Below are 15,725 nucleotides of genomic sequence, written 5' to 3'. Positions count from 1 at the left end.
TTAGAGGCAAAGCTCCTTGATGCGCTCGACGGCGCGCTCGATGTGTTCTTGCGGGGTGGAGGCTCCGGCGGTGATGCCGATGTGGTGAGCGTCGGTAAACCACGCGGCCTGGAGCTCGGAAGCTTCCTCGATGTGATACGTGCGCTCGCAGGCGTCTGCGCAAATCTGAGCCAGGCGGCGGGTGTTGCCCGAGTTCTTGCCGCCCACCACGACCATGCAGTCGCAGCGGTTGGCAAGTGTGGCTGCTGCCTGTTGACGCTCACTCGTGGCGGCGCAGATGGTGTTGATCACGCGCAGCTCCTGCACACGCGGGGTGATGACTGCCACGACCTCGGCGAGGTTCTGCGCGGTCTGAGTGGTCTGCACGACGAGGCCTACCTTGCCCTTGAGCGGCAGCGCGTCCGCATCAGCGGCGCAACTCACGACCTGCGCATCGTCGCCGGCGTGACCCAGAATGCCCTCGACCTCGGGATGCCCCGGCTCGCCTACGACCACCACGCGGTAGCCCTCGTGCACCAGGCGCTCGGCTGCCATATGGACCTTCTTCACGTAGGGGCAGGTGGCGTCGACCACGTTGAGGCCGCGCGTGCGGGCAGCATCAATCACCTGTGGCACCACGCCGTGGGCGCGGATGATCACGGTGCCGGTTGCGGCGTCGTCCAGGTTCTCGGCCAGGCCAACGCCTGCCTCAGCGAGCTCGCGCACCACGATGGGGTTATGGATGAGCGGACCCAAGGTATGGACCTGAGTGCATTCCCCTGCCTGCGGCGCGGCGGCCAGCGCCATATCGAGCGCACGCTGTACGCCGTAGCAAGTGCCGGCGTGGGCGGCGATCTCGATGGTGGGCGCGGTTGCTTGGTCGGACGCAGTCGCAGCGGTGTTCGTCACGTTCTCGCTCATGGCTAGAACCTGCCCGGATGCTCGGCGCACAGCTCGTCGCGCATCTTATAGACGCGGTTCATGGCCTCGGATTCAAACCAGGCCAGGCGCTCCGTGCGCTTAAGCCCGGCCGGTGCGTCAGAAAGCGAGACGGCCTTGCCGGCGCGGATCCAGCACTTCTTGGGACGCATGAGCTTTTTGCCCGCGGGCGTGATGTCGGACCAGCCGCAGATGGCGAGCGGGTTCACAGGTGCCTTGCCCATCTGAGCGATGAGCGCAAAACCGCCGTGGACCTCGGGCTTGATCTCGCGCGAGCGGATGCGCGTGCCCTCGGGGAAGATCAGGACGTCCTCACCGCGCTGCAGCGCATGCTGGGCGGCGCGCAGGCACTTCATATCGGCAGTACCACGCTCCACGGGGATGCCGCCAACGCGGCTAAAGGCCCAGCGCACAATCTTGCTCTTGGCGAACTCGGACTTAAAGATGGGGCGAATGCGGCGGCCGCCAAAGAACAGCGCCGTCTCTACAGCCAGGAGCTCGGCCATCGAGGTGTGGTTGCAGATGACTACGCTGCCGCGGCCTTCCTGGCGCTCAAACAGCAGATCGGCGTCTTCGACCTTCCAACGCCACATGAGCTTGGAGAAGGCCCAGAGGATTGCCATGACCACGACGACGGTGCCGCGGATGAGCGCCGGAAACTCGGCGTAGGGGGCGCTGTAATAATCCTCGGGCGTCTGCTTAAACAGGCGCATGGGCTACCTCCTTTGGTTGATGAGGTCCTCGATGATGCGTACAACCTCGTCGATGGTGTGGGCGGTGGAGTCGACGTGCACGGCGTCCTCGGCGGGCACGAGCGGGGCGACCTCGCGGCTGCTGTCGAGCTTGTCGCGCTGCTTAAGGGCGTCGAGGGTCTCGTCGACCTCGGCCTCGAGCTGCTCGGACGTGAGCGGCTGGGCATCGTTTTGGTGGCGCTGAAGCACGCGGCGGCGGGCGCGCTCGCGTGGGTCGGCGGTCAGGAAGACCTTGACCTGCGCGTTAGGGAACACGACGGTTCCGATGTCGCGACCCTCGGCCACGATATCGCGGTCCTCGGCGGCACGGCGCTGATGGATGAGCATGGCGGCGCGCACGCCCGGGTAGGCCGAGACCTTGGAGACGTTAGCGTCAACCTGCGGGGTGCGGATGGCGGCTGAAGCGTCCTGGCCGTCAATGGTTAGGCGCGTATCCTCGCCGGTGCCGTTGGTAAAGCGAATTTCGATCTGCTCGGCGAGAGCATCGATGGCTGCCTCGTCATCCAGGTCGATGCCGCGGTCGAGCGCGGCGAAGGTGACGGCGCGGTACATGGCGCCCGTGTCGAGCTTGTTAAAGCCCAGCTGGCGGGCGATCTCCTTGGCGATGGTGGACTTGCCGGATCCGGCGGGGCCGTCGATGGCGACGATCATGCAATGCTTCCTTTCGATGATTGACGTGCTGGTATGGTTCGCGGGCGTTGGGGCGCGGCGGGTTGCCTAGCCCGTGTAGCGCTCGCGGTAGGTGTTGCGCTTGGGTGCGGAGCCGTGGCTGCCGTGGTGACGCGTGCGGCTGGCGGGGGTGTCTTGGGGCTTGTCGCCGTTGCGCTTGGCGCTCGCCTGCTTGGGCGGGATGCCGCCGCTTTTGAGGATCTGCACTTCGCGGTCGGTGAGCTCGCGCCACGAGCCCTTGGCCACGCCCTCGAGCTCAAGGCCGGCAAAGTTGCAGCGATGCAGACGGATTACCGGATGGTGAATCTTGCCCAGCATGCGCTTGACTTGGTTCTTGCGGCCCTCGCGAATGATGACCTCCACGGCGGTGGTGCCGGGCTTGACGCCTTGCGGAGCCACGGCCACGGCCTCGCGCGCGTTGATGACTCGGCAGATTGCCGGCTGGCATAGGCCGTCGTCGAGCTCGATGCCACGGCGGAGCTGATCTAGATCGCGGTCGGTCAGCTGTCCGTCCACGAGCGCTTGGTAGGTCTTGTGGACATGCTTGCTGGGGTGCAGCAGGTCCTGCGATAGGTCGCCGTCGGTGGTAAAGAGCAAAAGGCCCGTGGTGTCGCGGTCCAGGCGACCCACCGGGAAGAGCCCCGGAAAGCGGTTGCGCGGGACCAGGTCGGCCACGCAAGGGCGCTCCTGCGGGTCGCTCATGGTGGTGAGGTAGCCGGTCGGCTTGTAAAGCATCAGGTACACGGCGCCCTGGTTGAGCTTGACGGGCACGCCGTCGACCTCGATGTGATCGCGGTCGACATCGACCTTGGTGCCCAGTTCGGTCGCGACCAGCCCGTTGACGGTCACGCGGCCGGCGGTCATCAGGTCCTCCGAGCCGCGGCGGCTCGCCACGCCCGCGCGCGCCAAAAAACGCTGCAGGCGCATGGTGTGCGGGTAGACGGGCTGAGCGTCGGTTGCGGGTACTGAATTGCCCATGGCGCGCGTCTCCCCTACTTCGTTAGTCCTCGTCATGTATATCCTCCGAGGTCTCGTCGACGACAAGGGTCTCCAAGTCCTCGACTGCCTCAACATCTTCAACATCGGTATCGAGCAGTTCGCGCTCTTCGTCCAGATCCTCGGCCTGCTCCTCGAGCGTGGACTGAATACTGCGGCCGCTCAGGCGCTCGCGGATAAACTGACGCGACTGCTCGTCGGGGGCAAACTGCTCCAGGTCGGGCAGGTCGCGGGTGGAGCGCAGGCCGAACTTTTCCAAGAAGGCGTTGGTCGTGCCGTAGATGATGGCCTGACCGCGCTGGGGGTCGCGGCCCAGCTCGCGCACCAGGCCCTTGTCCACGAGCGACGCGATGACGCCGTCGGAATTGACGCCGCGGATGCCCTTAACCACCTCGCGTGTCACGGGCTGGTGGTATGCGATGACGGCCAGGGTTTCGAGCGCCGCCTGCGACAGCTTTTGCGTGTCCCAGCTCAACACATAGGCCTCGACCACGTCGTGGTAGGCGGGGTGCGTGAACAGGCGCCAGCCGCCGGCGACCTCGCGCAGCTGAAAGCCGCGGTTGGCCTCCTCGTACTCAACCTTGAGCTCGGCGAGCAGCGATGCGCACTCGCCGGGGGCGATATCCAGTGCGCCGGCCAGCGCGGGCGCACTCACCGGGTCGCTCGACACCAGCAGCAGCGCCTCGAGGGCGCCTTTGAGGCTGTTTGCCTCCAGCGTGGAAAGGGTTGACATGGTTGCGGCTCCTATTCGGTGAGCTCGGGGCCCTCGCCGGGCACGTAGGCCTCGGCCCCCTCGACTCGGTTGATGCTGATGGTTCCGAAGATCTCGTCCTGGCTCAGCGTGAGCGAGCCGCGCTTGGCAAGCTCAAGCATGGCCAGGAAGGTGACGACGAGCTGCTCGGTGGAAGCGTCGCCGTCCAGTAGCTCGCGGAAGGTGCAGGTTTGGTGCGCCATGGTAAAGCGGTCGACTGAGGCCACGGTCAGGTCGAGCGGCACGCGATGGGGTGCCACGTGTTCGGCTTCCAGCAGGAAGGTCTGGCGCTTGCCATCCAGGTCGGCACAGATAACGGCCAGGCCGCGCAGGGTAATGCCGGCCAGGTAGTCGGGCATGAGGCCCAAGAACTCGGGGTCGGGGCCGGCCACACGCGGGTGCATGCGGCTTTCGGCCTGCATGCGGGCACCGAGGGCCGCAGCCGCGCCCTTAAACTGCTTGTAGGCAATCAGACGCTGGATCAGGACCTCGCGCAAGGCGTCGCCGTCGAGCGTGCTGAGCTCCTCGAGGTCTTCGTCGAACTCGTCATCGTCGTCGGCTTTGCGCGGGGCCTCCTGCGGTACCAGCGATGCGGCTTTGATGTCCAAAAGGGTTGCCGCGACCAGCAAAAAGTCGCTCGCCACGTCTAGGTCCAGCGCCTCGATACGCTCGGCCTCGGCAAGGTACTGCTCGGCCACCTCGCTGATGGAGATGGCGCCGATATCAACTTTTTGGCGGGTTACCAGCTGCAGCAGCAGGTCGAACGGTCCGCTGTAGACCTGCGTCGACACGCGATACGACATCTTCGACCTCCTTTGACGGCGCCTTCGCGGCGCGGTTTGGGTGAAAATTGCGACCGTTTTGCACGGTCGACCTGTAAGTTTACCTTAGATGCCGGCGATTGCGAAGTTGAGCAGCCACTCGGCCAGCGGATACACGGTAACGTCGAAATACCGCCCGATCACGTCGATGCCGGTCCACATGGGCAGCAGGTACAGCACGATGATAAGGATCGGCATGGCGTATTGTTGTAGACGGTAATAGTTATTGAGCGCCTTGCCATTGAGGAACGGCACGATGATCGACGAGCCATCGAGCGGCGGAATCGGGATGAGGTTGAAGAACGCAAGCGACAGGTTGACCACGATGAACGTGGCGCCGAAGTTCATGATCTGTGATGCCACGGCAAAGGACATGCTGGTGTAGAGGTTGCCGTACGTTGCGTGCATGAGGGCGGCCGCGAGGCACGCGAGGGCGATGTTCGACGCGGGGCCGGCCACGCTCACCAGGACCTCGTCGCGCTTGGGGTGCTTGAGGTTGTTGAGGTAGACGGGCACGGGCTTGGCGAAGGCGAATACGGGACCGCCGGCGGCAAGCATAAGCAGCGGCAGGAGGACGGTGCCAAACGGGTCGATATGGTTGAGCGGGTTGAGCGACACGCGACCGCGCGAACGGGCTGTCTTATCGCCGAGTGCCCAGGCCGCGGCGGCGTGCGCACTCTCGTGGATCACGATGCCGACGATGACGGCGACGGCGCTGGCTAGTAGGTTCATGATGTAGCTGCTGGACATGGCACTCCCCTAGCGGACGCGGCGCGAGGCGCGCGTGAGCAGGTGGTCGATCACAAACAGGATGACGGCGACGATAGCGTAATCCAGGCGGAAGACGCCGCCAAAGGGAGAGGTGATGACGCCGTAGCCGGCGATGGCGCTCGGCAGCGCGCGCGAAAGCTCAATGACAAAGCCAACGATCTGCAGCTTGGCGGTGAGGCCGCTAAAGCACAGCAGCACGGTCATCGCGCTCATAAAGATGCCGCAGATGCGACAGGCGATGGCGATGATGCTCATCGCCACGGCAGCGGCCTTACGAGAGTTCACGCGCGGTCTCCTCTTCGATCTGGGTGGAAAGCTCCAGCCATTCGTCCTCGAGCTTGGGCAGCTCTTGCTTAAGGCCGTTATATTCCCCCAGCGCGGCATTGAACTTGTCCTGATCGGCATAAAGCTCTTCGCTTGCCATCAATTCCATAAGCTCGTCATAGCGGGCGCGCTTTTTGTCGAGCTCCGTCTCGATCTTCTTAAGCTGGTTGCGCACGCCCTTGAGTTTTTTGTTGAGTGCGGCACGGGCCTGGGCCTCGGCGCGCTTTTGCTCCTTGGTCTTTTTGCCCTCTATCGGCTTGGGGGCCGACGCGGGGCTGCTGTCCTGGGCGGCGTTGGCGGGCTTAGTGCTCTTGCCTGCGGCAGGCGCGCTCTCCCCTGCTGCCTCGGCGGCGGCGCGGGCTGCGAGGTCCTCGCGCTTGTAGAGGTAGTAGTCGTAGTCGCCGTCGTAGACCGTGACCTTGCCGTCACGGATGTCGATGATGCGGTTTGCCACGGCACGTACCAAGTGCTCGTCGTGGCTGATCAGCACGATGGTGCCGGGAAAGTTTTGCAGGGCGTTCTCGAGCATGTCCACCGAGTCGATATCCAGGTGGTTGGTGGGCTCGTCCAGGCACAGGAGCGCCTCGGGGGCCACGAGCATCTTGGCCAGGGCCAGGCGCGCCTTTTCGCCACCGGAGAGAACGCGGACCTGTTTTTCGATTGCATCGTTGTCGCTAAACAGGAAGGCGCCCAGCAGGCTGCGCTGCTGCGGCACGGTCCATTTGGGCGTGACGGTGTCGATCTCTTGCAGGACGGTATTGGACTCGGTCATGCCCTCGAGCGCGTGCTGAGCGTAGTATGCCACGCCCACGTTGGTGCCCAGGTCCCGGGTGCCGGTGGTGGGCGGCTCCAGGCCGGCGAGGATCTTCATGAGCGTGGACTTGCCGGCGCCGTTGGGGCCGACGAGCGCCACGTGCTCGCCGCGGTAGAGCTTGAGGTCGATATCGCTGTAGATGTGCTTGTCGCCGTAAGACTTGGACACGCCCTCTAGACCCACGACCATGTCGCCCGAGCGCGGCGGGTCAGGGAACTTAAAATCGATGTGCTTGTGGCCCTCGGGCAGGATGACGAGCTCCTTTTTGATCTGCTCGATCTTTCGGATGCGCTCCTGAGCCTGGGCAGCCTTGGTGGGCTTGTAGCGGAACTTGTCGACGAAGACCTGCATGTGGGCGATGTCGCGCTCCTGGGCGGCTCGCTTTGCGCGCATCTGCTCCAGGTTGTCCTCGCGCTGCTTAAGGTAGCTGCTGTAGTTGCCGGTGTAGGTGGTCACGCGACGGTTTTCGAGAGCGGCGACGTGGTCGACGCAGGCGTCCATGAAGGCGCGGTCGTGGCTGACGATGAGGACGGCGCCGTCGTAGTTGGCGATAAAGCCGCGCAGCCACTGGACGCTCTCGAGGTCCAGGTGGTTAGTGGGCTCGTCTAGAAGCAGCAGGTCGGGGTGGCGCAGGAAGAGCTTGGCCAGCGCGATGCGCATCTGCCAGCCGCCCGAGAACTCGGAGCACGGGCGCTCAAAGTCGGTGACCTTAAAGCCCAGGCCGGACAGGATCTTGCGAGCGTTGCTCTCGAGCTCGTAGCCGCCCAGGTGCTCAAAGCGGTCCTGGACCTGGCCGTACTCGTTGAGGAGTGCGTCGACGTCCTTGCCCTGCTCGGAGAGCTCGGTGATCTGAGCCTGCAGCTCGTTGGCGCGTTCGCCCATGCGGCGAATTTCCTTGGCGGCCGCCATGACCTCGGCGAGGATGGCGGTGTCCTTGTGCTCCAGGTTGGTTTCCTGCTCTAGGTAGCCCACCTGGCAGTCTTTGGCGTACTGGACCTGGCCGGCGTCGGGGCTGTCGATGCCCATGATGATTTTGAGCATGGTGGTTTTGCCGGCGCCGTTGGGGCCCACGAGCGCGAAGCGCTCGCCGGGGTTGATCTGGAAGGACGCGCCGCTAAAGAGGACGCGCGCGCCGAAGCTTTTTTCGATCTTGTCGACCAGGAGGATCATGGTGCCGCCTTTGACCTTGTGTGCCTATATGAAAAAAGGCCCCAACTTGCGTTGGAGCCTCATTCAATGCTCGGGTGGAGACGAGGGGGATCGAACCCCTGACCTCTTGACTGCCAGTCAAGCGCTCTCCCAGCTGAGCTACGCCCCCGTGCGAAGAAGTACTATACGGGAACTCGGACCACGATGCAAGGGCAATTTTGGAAAAACTTTCCGGGGGGGGCGGGCGCCGGAGTCCCGCGGGGCCGGGCCAGCCTGCGGAGCGCCTGGCCCCCGCACGGCCCCTACGCCGGCCGACTTGGCGCGCGGAACGCGACCCTCTCCGCGCAACCGGATTTCCTATGCGTCGCCAGTCCCATTATCGGGTCCGATTGCGAACCGTTCCTCATCTGCGCCTCAGAACTATGCCGGTTTACTACGATGTATCTTGAATGTTCGACCACGCACGCCTTTTCGTGTAACCGTCGGACTCTCTACCTGCGGTTTTGCAAACTGAGAACACGCGGTGGTCGAAGGTCGCCAATCCGTCGTAGTAAACCAGCATGGTTTTGAAATGGCATCAGGTTGATTTCACGCTGAAATGTCTTGAAGCCCTGATTTTAAGGCCTTAACTTTTTATAAAACACTTCTTATGTGCGACGGGCCTAGATTAGCTGTTGTTTAGCATCGAACTTGATCTTGCGTTGTGCGACTTGCTCGTGCATGGTAGTATTTCACGACGTGAAGCGAAGAAATTAGGCCTGAGTTGCCTTTGCTAGAATTGCATTCACCGTTCATAAGGGCTCTTGGCGCAACGGTTAGCGCAGGGGACTCATAATCCCTGGGTTCTGGGTTCGAATCCCGGAGGGCCCACCAGAGTATTTCGAGGCCGGACATTACGCCCGGCCTCTTTGTTATTGGCGCTGCAGACTAGGTTTGCTATCCAGAAACGTAAAGTTATTAACATTCATATTCGTAATTAACAATGGGTATGTCGCCAAGATGCTGCTCAGTCAACACATTGCGTAAATCGATAGATATGAAAAAAGGCCCCAACTTGCGTTGGAGCCTCATTCAATGCTCGGGTGGAGACGAGGGGGATCGAACCCCTGACCTCTTGACTGCCAGTCAAGCGCTCTCCCAGCTGAGCTACGCCCCCGTGCGAAGAAGTACTATACGGGAACTCCCCCGCCGATGCAAGGACAATTTTGGAAAAGATTTTACGGTGCGTGGAACGGCGCGGGGCCGAAGGGACACACGATGCCCGAAATAGCCCGCGGGGCGCGCCCCGCGGGCAGCGGCAAGCCCGCCGCCCTCCTTCCCGGGGCGCGCATGTCGCCCCAGGTGCCGCCGGCCAGAACAAAGCAATCCGCGGTGCTTCCGCGGGAGGGTTTCGTCTGAGCCCCTCTCCGCGCCTTCGGGTCAATTTACTGAACCGTGCGCAGCTCGCGCCAGCTGGTCGCTTCATAAACAGACCGGTTTACTGCGACGATTCCCGGATTTCCGACCACACGCCTACATTCGCAAAACGGGCAGGCATTCTACCTGCGGTTTTACGAGCGACGAATTCGGTGTGCTCAGCTACCCCCAATCCAACGTAGTAAACCGGCGTGGTTTTAAAATGGCACTTAATTACTGGCAGCATATAAAGTAGTAATAATGCTCACTTGAACAATATTACTTACCAATACCAAGCCAATTGCACAGAACGTTGGCTCGCAATCTGGTCTCAGCGCATCTCATCGCCTCGGTTTTTGGTTTGTAGCGCAACTCCAATCGCTCACACACACTGTGAATGATGGCATCAAGCTGATCGTGATCATTGAGCATGTCATGGGTTACAAGAAATACGTCGTATCCCATGCTTTGTAATGCTGTCATTCGTGCGGCATCGTGGTCCAGCACGGCGCCTGAACCATGGATAACCTCTCCCTGAAGTTCGATAAGCACAGCTTTCATTATTATTGGGTTTACGATGACGATATCGCCGTAACAGATTTTCTGACCTGCGATTTTTCGAGCTGAATTCGACAGCGGTGTTAAGTCGTTGACGTATATGTTTTTAAACTCCGCTCCGCCAGTACGCCTCGGAAGACTTAGCAACATGATTCCAGCAACTTCTAGCGGGGATGCCGCAATACCCATTACCTGCCGTGCGGCTTCGTAGAATTGTTTTCCCACATCTCGCCCTTAACCTTCGCTGCAAATCTGTGCAGTTCTTCTATTTCAATAAGAGGCTTTCTCATCCAGAGCGATGTGCCTTTTCCGTTTGCTTTATTTCCGGATCCGTCATTCTGCTGCCCACTTTGATCATTCTCGCTGTCCTTCTGGCTCGCACGAGCATAGACTCGCTTCCATGGGGCCTCGTCTTGGGTTTCATCTAGTTCAAAAAGACTTTCTGTGGTGTACTGCTCTTCTTCTGATTTTGCTTGCTCAAGTGCCATGTCGACCGCGGGCGATGGTTTAAAAACCGAAAACCATCCGCAGAGCTCGTACATGGCCAGAACCAGGTCGCATGAAGAAACGCTTCGAGTCATGGTGAATAGCGTATGAAGAGGGTCTGTGACGCTAAAGCCCATGCCCGTGTCGATCGAGACCTTCTCTGTATAGGCGCTGTTCCATCGGATGGTACGTCTTGTCTCGGAATGTAGGTTGCTTCGAGTTGATGCTGCTGTGATGACTGGGGTCTTGAGGACGTCGGTTACGAATGGGGCTTGGGATAGAGCTCGCCAGCCTTCTTCGGAGTTGGGCAGGCGCGGGTAGAGATCGCGCACCTGTGGCGGGCAGCGCCAGTAACGGAATGCGGTGTTTGCGCAGACGATTTCGTCCATTTGCGCCTCCCCTGGTATCGGCCGTAGACCATGCGGTTGTGGTCGTGGACGATTATCTACCGGGGCATCATGCGGGTAAGTACCGGAAGCTGACCAAACGCTGACCAAAAGCTTGACGAGTTCTGCCGAAAACCGTCGTGTGATAGAAATCCGCTGGAAGACGCTCTGGGCATGCGGTCCCTGTCTCCACATTTGCGCTCGAATCACATGGGGAGTTCATTGAAATTACGGATGTGTTTTATACAAAACATGCAATGGCGTCAAAAAAGGGCGCGATAAAAAAAGACGCCTTATACGACTTCGAGTCGATTTTGGTGTCGGCCTTGGTGTCAAAAGGAAAAAGGTCAGAGGCTTAACACCTCTGACCTGCGCTTTTGATGGTGGGCGATACAAGATTCGAACTTGTGACCCCATCCGTGTGAAGGATATGCTCTACCCCTGAGCCAATCGCCCGTCGCCTTTCGGCAAAAGAGATACTATCATAGCCGAGCGTGGTTTACCAAGAACTTTTTGCCCCCGATTTTAAATTCGTGAGTGCCAGTCAAGCCAAAGCAACCAAAGCAATCGGCAAAACCGCAGCTAAACTACCATTTACCGCTTTATCCACGAGGTCTCAGGACGGCAGATAAGTCGAGCGTTGTTGTAAGCCATGTCGAGCGTGAGGCAGGTGCGTGCGGCGTAGAAGCCGTCCTCGCGTTGGATGGTCAGTGCCAGTTCGGGCTTGTCGCCGGTTAGGCACAGCGGCAGCAGCAGCTGGATCCGGCCGCCGTAGAACTGCGGCACGGCGAGCGTGTAGTTGGCGGCGGCGCGGCGGGCGGCCTCGACGACGGCTCCCTCAAAGGCGCGGCGCAGCAGTAGCGAGTTGCCCTCCCCCATCAGGCTGGCGGGAATACGCGTGAGGTTCTCCTCATCGCCCAGAATGTGGTCGATGTTGGAGCGGATGGGCAAGCGGTAGTCAAAGACCAGCTCGGAGGGGTCCTCGGCAAAGCACACGCGGCACGGCAGGTACTCAAACGAGACCAGTGTTAGCGCCGGGCGATTTTAGCCGCTAATAGTCAAACTATTTTGACCAATCCCGGTCACCGAATAATGGCCACCGTGCCTCCCCGCCGCCACTACGCTGGTGGTGCCAACACGCCGGCGTTAGGAGGACCATTGAGGTGAACGAGAGACACGATGACCTACAGGAGATTATAGACGCGGCGCTCCGGGAGATGGCCGCGGAGGAGGGCGACGGGTTCGACCCGCAGGCATGCAACCTCGCGGAGTTCTGCAGGAGGACGGGGCTCACCCGCTCCCGCGCGAGGACGGTCAGGGCCCACGGGTTCAGGGCCCTGCCCCACGGGAACAGCGGGAGGAGGGCCGCGCCGGGCGTGCTCGCCGGCCACACCGGCCTGGTGGACGACCTCCTGCGGAAGGGCGTCACCAACTCGCAGGTGATATTCGAGCGGCTGCTCGGCCAGGGCTACGCCGGCGGCCTCACCACGGTGAAGACCTATATCGCCGCGCACCGGGACCTCGTGCCCGCGAAGAGGCGGCAGGCGGCCCCGCAGGGCTGCCGCGGCCAGCGCTTCAGGACGGCGCCCGGAGAGGCCTACCAGATGGACTGGGGCTTCGTCGCGGTCGAGCGCCCCGGCGGGGAGCGGGCGCGGATCGCCTGCTTCGCCATGGTCTGCCACCATTGCGGGGGCGCCCACGTCGAGTTCTTCCCGAACGCGCGCCAGGAGAACCTCCTCATCGGGATGCTGCACGCGTTCTCGGCGCTGGGCGTGCCCGCGACCGTGCTCACCGACAACATGAAGAGCGTGGTCGTCCGCCGCGATGCCGACGGCCGGCCCGTCTGGCAGGCCGACTACGCCGAGTTCATGGGCGTCGTCGGCTTCCGCACCAGGCTGTGCAGGCCGCGCCACCCCTATACGAAGGGCAAGGTGGAGAGGCTCGTCCGCTTCGTGAAGGGGAACTTCCTCGCGGGAAGGTCCTTTACCGACCTTGACGCCCTCAACCGGGAGGCCGCCCTCTGGTGCGCCGAGCAGGGAGGCCGCTGGCGGCGCGCGGCGGCATGCGTCCCGATGCGCGAGCACGAGGCGGCGTGCTCGGCGAACACCAGGCCGCTCGAGGTCACGGCCGAGGTCGAGCGGTACCTGTGCCCGCGCCGGAAGATCTCCTTCGACGGCTTCGTGAGCTTCGAGGGGCACCGCTACGGCGTGCCCTACTGGTACGTCCGCCGCGAGTGCAGGGTGAACCGGGAGGGGCGCGTGGTGCACATATACAGCGACGACCTCTCCCGCGAGCTCGTCGCCCACGCCGTCGGCACCGGCGCCGACAGCTGGTGCGAGGGGCAGTGGGAGACATCGCCGGCGCAGCCCGAGGAGCTGCCGACCCAGCCGGTGGGGACCGTGGTCGAGCAAATCGCCCCGCCCAGGACGAAACCCGGTTTCGAGAGGTTCGACTTCGGGAGGGCCGAATGATGGCGGGCGCGGGGGCGAGCCCCTACGAGCTCGCGAGCGACGCCGCGTCGAGGCTCGGGATCGCCGTCGGGGCGGAGGAGCTCGCGACCCTCGCCTCGGACCTCGACCTCGGCGACGGGGAGATGGCCGCCGTGGCAGCCACCTTCTCCTACCTTGCGGAGAAGAGGAGGCTCGCCTCCATCGAGACGCTGCTGAGGCTGAGCAGGCTGCCCAGGCGCGAGCCCAAGACCTTCGAGGGCTTCGACTTCTCCAGGATCCAGGGCCGGGACGCGGCCGCGCTGGGCAAGCTCCCGTCGCTGGCCGACCTCTACGCGCACCGCAACGTCGCCTTCGTCGGGCCCGGCGGCATAGGGAAGACGCACCTCGCGCAGGCCTACGGGCGCGAGTGCTGCATGCGGGGGCTCAAGACCTACTACATAAAGGCGACCGAGCTCAGGGACAGGTTCCAGAAGGCCGTCCAGCGGGGAAACACCTCGCGGGTCGTCTCCTCGCTCGTCAAGCCGTCGTGCCTCATCGTTGACGAGGTGGGGAGATGCGTCTACGACAGGCCGTGCACCGACCTGTTCTTCGATGTCGTCGACAGGCGCTACGAGAAGGAGGGGCCGAACGCGATGGTCCTCACGAGCAACATCGCCCCGAGCGGGTGGGATGAGTTCTTCACGGGCGACGACACGCTCCTCTGCGCCCTCGACAGGCTGTTCGACAAGGCGTCGGTGTTCGTGATGCGGGGCCCGAGCTACCGCGGCAGGGGGCTTGACACCTACTCGGTGGAGGCCGTCCCCCAGGCGGTGAAGGTGAGGGGGATCCAGCCCGAGGGGATGTAGGAATGCGATAGGAAAGTCATAGATGCGGGCGTGTTGGCTAAAATGGGTCGGCCGGGATTGGTCAATCTCGGCCGACTATATTTGGCTAAATTATTCCGGCGCTAACACCAGCATGGGGTCGCTCTCCTTAAAGAAGCCCTTCAAAAACCAGCGCTGGCGCGCGTCGGGCTTGGTGTTGGGCTCAAACAGGCCATAGATGGTCTCGTAACGGCGCGTGTACAGGCCGGTGTTGAACAGGCAGCGGTCGTCATCGAACACCAACGGCAGGTTGGACGGCGCGGTCTGGTCCACGTCGCGCTCGGTCAGGAACACCGCGCGGCTAAACGAGAACGACAGATAGTTTTTGAGGATGCGGTTACTGGGACCCCAGTCCTCGGGGTCGGCTAGATCGACCAGGCGGTCGTAGCAGGGCTCGGGGCAAAACGCGAAGTCGTACACATTGCTGCACAGGGTGCTAGGGAGTTCCATGTGGCGTCCATTCCATTCAATAACCGGCATGCGGATGCTTAGATTCTATACGTGCGACGCACCGTCGAGACGTACAACGCAATTGCGCCTTAGTTCTTTGACGAGCTCGTCGCGGGAGCGGCTTTCGGATACGAGGTCCTGGATCCAGGCGTAGTGCGGGAAAAACCGAGATCTGTCGACCAGACCCCGATTTTACGCTTTCGAGACATGCTTTTTTAAATAGCAGATGTCTTGGGGCTGCTATGGCGGCCATGTAATTTGAAAAATGGAAGTCCGATCAACAAATAGGGGTGCCACGGCAAACGCCGGGGCACCCCGTCTCAGAACCTATATTGCTTTCCCCTAATCCTCTAAGTACTTAGAGGAATGCAAGGACAACAGCAAAGACAATGCACGTGACACCTATCCCGAGCGGAAGTCGTGCCTTCTTCTTTTTGTCCTTAATAAGAAAAGCCTCGATTGCAGACGCAAGGACCAGAAATCCGCCGATAATTAGCAGGTCAAGCGCAACGAAACGGACGGTCGAAATATCGGAAGAGATCCCTCCGGCATTAACGTTCACGAGCGTAAAGATCGCGGCGAAGACGGCAAAGAGTGCCAGCACATTACCGTAAATACGAGATTCGATATTGGCAACTTCTTCCTTTTTGTCTTCAACCTTTTTGAGCTCTCCGGCATAGACGTCGGAATAGTCGGCGAGCCCATTAAAGTTAAGCTCATCGGAAAAGGCTCCATGGTAAGGATGGGCAACCGTGCCTTCGACGTGCTGGAATGCGACCTGCGCGATGCCCTTAGACTTATCGAGGGTAATGGTGCTGCCGCTTACGTTTGTAACACGATAGAACAGCCTAGTTCCATGGCCAGGGAAATAGAGCGGTGCATCCAAAGAAAGCCCTTGGCGAATGCGCGAATTGCGCAGAAGTACGCTAGCGGTCAGATTGTTGGGTAGCGCGACACATTCAACGCAAGAGACAAAAGTCGAGTCTCCGGGGCCAAGCTCGACCTCGAACTGCTTGCTTTCATTAATGTAGAATCCGTCGGTGCGCAAGTCATACGTAACCTGGCCGATGTTCGAAGCATCGGCATTGAGCAGCACCTTGTTGTCGATAAGCTCTTGAATCTTAGTATCGCTCAAGTACATATGAACCACTTCCTTAGGACAACGAGTATAG

General features: G+C 61.5%; 16 protein-coding genes and 4 tRNA genes. 3 read left to right on the top strand and 17 right to left on the bottom strand.

Annotation, left to right across the window (positions count from 1 at the left end):
- From GXM19_RS02765 to GXM19_RS02720, 10 genes are all read right to left on the bottom strand, one after another.
- Complete coding sequence (locus tag GXM19_RS02765; RefSeq protein ID WP_006236031.1) at window positions 1–900, bottom strand: 4-hydroxy-3-methylbut-2-enyl diphosphate reductase; 900 nt, start codon at window positions 898–900, stop codon at window positions 1–3.
- 2 nt (window positions 901–902) lie between these two features.
- Entirely contained in the window at window positions 903–1,631 is a 729-nt protein-coding gene (locus GXM19_RS02760) for a lysophospholipid acyltransferase family protein (RefSeq protein ID WP_006236033.1), read from the bottom strand.
- 3 nt (window positions 1,632–1,634) lie between these two features.
- Entirely contained in the window at window positions 1,635–2,321 is a 687-nt protein-coding gene (cmk, locus tag GXM19_RS02755; RefSeq protein WP_006236034.1) for a (d)CMP kinase, read from the bottom strand.
- 66 nt (window positions 2,322–2,387) lie between these two features.
- Window positions 2,388–3,317 (bottom strand): pseudouridine synthase, encoded by a 930-nt coding sequence (locus tag GXM19_RS02750; protein WP_082222955.1) that lies wholly within the window; start codon window positions 3,315–3,317, stop codon window positions 2,388–2,390.
- Window positions 3,318–3,339: 22 nt separating this feature from the next.
- The gene (scpB, locus tag GXM19_RS02745; RefSeq protein ID WP_006236036.1) at window positions 3,340–4,068 is read right to left on the bottom strand and encodes an SMC-Scp complex subunit ScpB; all 729 of its coding nucleotides are present in this window, start codon (window positions 4,066–4,068) and stop codon (window positions 3,340–3,342) included.
- 11 nt (window positions 4,069–4,079) lie between these two features.
- Window positions 4,080–4,889, bottom strand: coding sequence for a segregation and condensation protein A (locus GXM19_RS02740; RefSeq protein WP_006236037.1), 810 nt, complete (start codon window positions 4,887–4,889; stop codon window positions 4,080–4,082).
- Window positions 4,890–4,973: 84 nt separating this feature from the next.
- On the bottom strand, window positions 4,974–5,657 hold the full coding sequence (locus GXM19_RS02735) for a site-2 protease family protein (RefSeq protein ID WP_006236038.1): 684 nt from the start codon (window positions 5,655–5,657) through the stop codon (window positions 4,974–4,976).
- Between the two features lie 9 nt (window positions 5,658–5,666).
- Window positions 5,667–5,963 carry a hypothetical protein gene (locus GXM19_RS02730; protein ID WP_040359881.1) on the bottom strand — a complete coding sequence of 99 codons (297 nt, stop codon included), beginning with the start codon at window positions 5,961–5,963 and terminating at the stop codon, window positions 5,667–5,669.
- Window positions 5,950–7,986, bottom strand: a complete 2,037-nt coding sequence (locus tag GXM19_RS02725) for an ABC-F family ATP-binding cassette domain-containing protein (RefSeq protein ID WP_006236040.1) — start codon at window positions 7,984–7,986, stop codon at window positions 5,950–5,952. The genes GXM19_RS02730 and GXM19_RS02725 overlap by 14 nt, the downstream gene beginning before the upstream one ends.
- Window positions 7,987–8,061: 75 nt before the next feature.
- Window positions 8,062–8,134 (bottom strand) — tRNA-Ala (locus tag GXM19_RS02720).
- A 628-nt stretch (window positions 8,135–8,762) separates the two neighbouring features.
- On the opposite strand from GXM19_RS02720, the gene GXM19_RS02715 reads away from it, so the two are divergent.
- A tRNA-Ile gene (locus tag GXM19_RS02715) sits at window positions 8,763–8,838 on the top strand.
- Window positions 8,839–9,048: 210 nt separating this feature from the next.
- Here the strand turns inward: GXM19_RS02715 and GXM19_RS02710 are convergent.
- The 5 genes from GXM19_RS02710 to GXM19_RS02690 form a co-directional block, all read right to left on the bottom strand.
- A tRNA-Ala gene (locus tag GXM19_RS02710) sits at window positions 9,049–9,121 on the bottom strand.
- Window positions 9,122–9,639: 518 nt separating this feature from the next.
- The gene (locus GXM19_RS02705; RefSeq protein ID WP_147293045.1) at window positions 9,640–10,143 is read right to left on the bottom strand and encodes a DEAD/DEAH box helicase family protein; all 504 of its coding nucleotides are present in this window, start codon (window positions 10,141–10,143) and stop codon (window positions 9,640–9,642) included.
- Entirely contained in the window at window positions 10,107–10,793 is a 687-nt protein-coding gene (locus GXM19_RS02700; protein WP_006236359.1) for a hypothetical protein, read from the bottom strand. The genes GXM19_RS02705 and GXM19_RS02700 overlap by 37 nt, the downstream gene beginning before the upstream one ends.
- Before the next feature lie 378 nt (window positions 10,794–11,171).
- A tRNA-Val gene (locus tag GXM19_RS02695) sits at window positions 11,172–11,246 on the bottom strand.
- Between the two features lie 138 nt (window positions 11,247–11,384).
- A complete protein-coding gene (locus GXM19_RS02690; RefSeq protein ID WP_082222972.1) occupies window positions 11,385–11,798 on the bottom strand; it encodes a DUF3825 domain-containing protein in 414 nt (137 codons plus the stop codon).
- A gap of 209 nt (window positions 11,799–12,007) precedes the next feature.
- Here GXM19_RS02690 and istA point away from each other — a divergent pair, with 209 nt between their 5' ends.
- Together istA and GXM19_RS02680 are read left to right on the top strand one after the other, a co-directional pair.
- Window positions 12,008–13,261 carry an IS21 family transposase gene (gene istA, locus GXM19_RS02685; RefSeq protein WP_006235233.1) on the top strand — a complete coding sequence of 418 codons (1,254 nt, stop codon included), beginning with the start codon at window positions 12,008–12,010 and terminating at the stop codon, window positions 13,259–13,261.
- The gene (locus tag GXM19_RS02680) at window positions 13,258–14,085 is read left to right on the top strand and encodes an ATP-binding protein (RefSeq protein ID WP_006234068.1); all 828 of its coding nucleotides are present in this window, start codon (window positions 13,258–13,260) and stop codon (window positions 14,083–14,085) included. Before istA ends, GXM19_RS02680 begins: the two co-directional genes overlap by 4 nt.
- 90 nt (window positions 14,086–14,175) lie before the next feature.
- Here the strand turns inward: GXM19_RS02680 and GXM19_RS02675 are convergent, their stop codons facing one another.
- Both GXM19_RS02675 and GXM19_RS02670 read right to left on the bottom strand, forming a co-directional pair.
- Window positions 14,176–14,553 (bottom strand): DUF3825 domain-containing protein, encoded by a 378-nt coding sequence (locus GXM19_RS02675; RefSeq protein WP_172544920.1) that lies wholly within the window; start codon window positions 14,551–14,553, stop codon window positions 14,176–14,178.
- Window positions 14,554–14,911: 358 nt separating this feature from the next.
- Window positions 14,912–15,694 (bottom strand): dCTP deaminase/dUTPase family protein, encoded by a 783-nt coding sequence (locus GXM19_RS02670; protein WP_006236350.1) that lies wholly within the window; start codon window positions 15,692–15,694, stop codon window positions 14,912–14,914.
- Window positions 15,695–15,725: the final 31 nt, after the last annotated feature.

It is taken from the genome of Collinsella aerofaciens ATCC 25986, from assembly GCF_010509075.1.
Lineage (GTDB): Bacteria > Actinomycetota > Coriobacteriia > Coriobacteriales > Coriobacteriaceae > Collinsella > Collinsella aerofaciens.
Note: the sequence above shows the minus strand (reverse complement) of the source record. Positions and strands in the feature narration are given on the sequence as shown.

What these genes read in the sequence shown, in the direction of transcription:
- GXM19_RS02700 (WP_006236359.1), bottom strand. Translation starts at nt 10,793, where the DNA reads ATGGACGAAATCGTCTGCGCAAACACCGCATTCCGTTACTGGCGCTGC.
- GXM19_RS02670 (WP_006236350.1), bottom strand. Translation starts at nt 15,694, where the DNA reads ATGTACTTGAGCGATACTAAGATTCAAGAGCTTATCGACAACAAGGTG.
- GXM19_RS02740 (WP_006236037.1), bottom strand. Translation starts at nt 4,889, where the DNA reads ATGTCGTATCGCGTGTCGACGCAGGTCTACAGCGGACCGTTCGACCTG.
- GXM19_RS02675 (WP_172544920.1), bottom strand. Translation starts at nt 14,553, where the DNA reads ATGGAACTCCCTAGCACCCTGTGCAGCAATGTGTACGACTTCGCGTTT.
- scpB (WP_006236036.1), bottom strand. Translation starts at nt 4,068, where the DNA reads ATGTCAACCCTTTCCACGCTGGAGGCAAACAGCCTCAAAGGCGCCCTC.
- GXM19_RS02735 (WP_006236038.1), bottom strand. Translation starts at nt 5,657, where the DNA reads ATGTCCAGCAGCTACATCATGAACCTACTAGCCAGCGCCGTCGCCGTC.
- GXM19_RS02760 (WP_006236033.1), bottom strand. Translation starts at nt 1,631, where the DNA reads ATGCGCCTGTTTAAGCAGACGCCCGAGGATTATTACAGCGCCCCCTAC.
- GXM19_RS02725 (WP_006236040.1), bottom strand. Translation starts at nt 7,986, where the DNA reads ATGATCCTCCTGGTCGACAAGATCGAAAAAAGCTTCGGCGCGCGCGTC.
- cmk (WP_006236034.1), bottom strand. Translation starts at nt 2,321, where the DNA reads ATGATCGTCGCCATCGACGGCCCCGCCGGATCCGGCAAGTCCACCATC.
- GXM19_RS02765 (WP_006236031.1), bottom strand. Translation starts at nt 900, where the DNA reads ATGAGCGAGAACGTGACGAACACCGCTGCGACTGCGTCCGACCAAGCA.
- istA (WP_006235233.1), top strand. Translation starts at nt 12,008, where the DNA reads ATGGCCGCGGAGGAGGGCGACGGGTTCGACCCGCAGGCATGCAACCTC.
- GXM19_RS02680 (WP_006234068.1), top strand. Translation starts at nt 13,258, where the DNA reads ATGATGGCGGGCGCGGGGGCGAGCCCCTACGAGCTCGCGAGCGACGCC.
- GXM19_RS02750 (WP_082222955.1), bottom strand. Translation starts at nt 3,317, where the DNA reads ATGGGCAATTCAGTACCCGCAACCGACGCTCAGCCCGTCTACCCGCAC.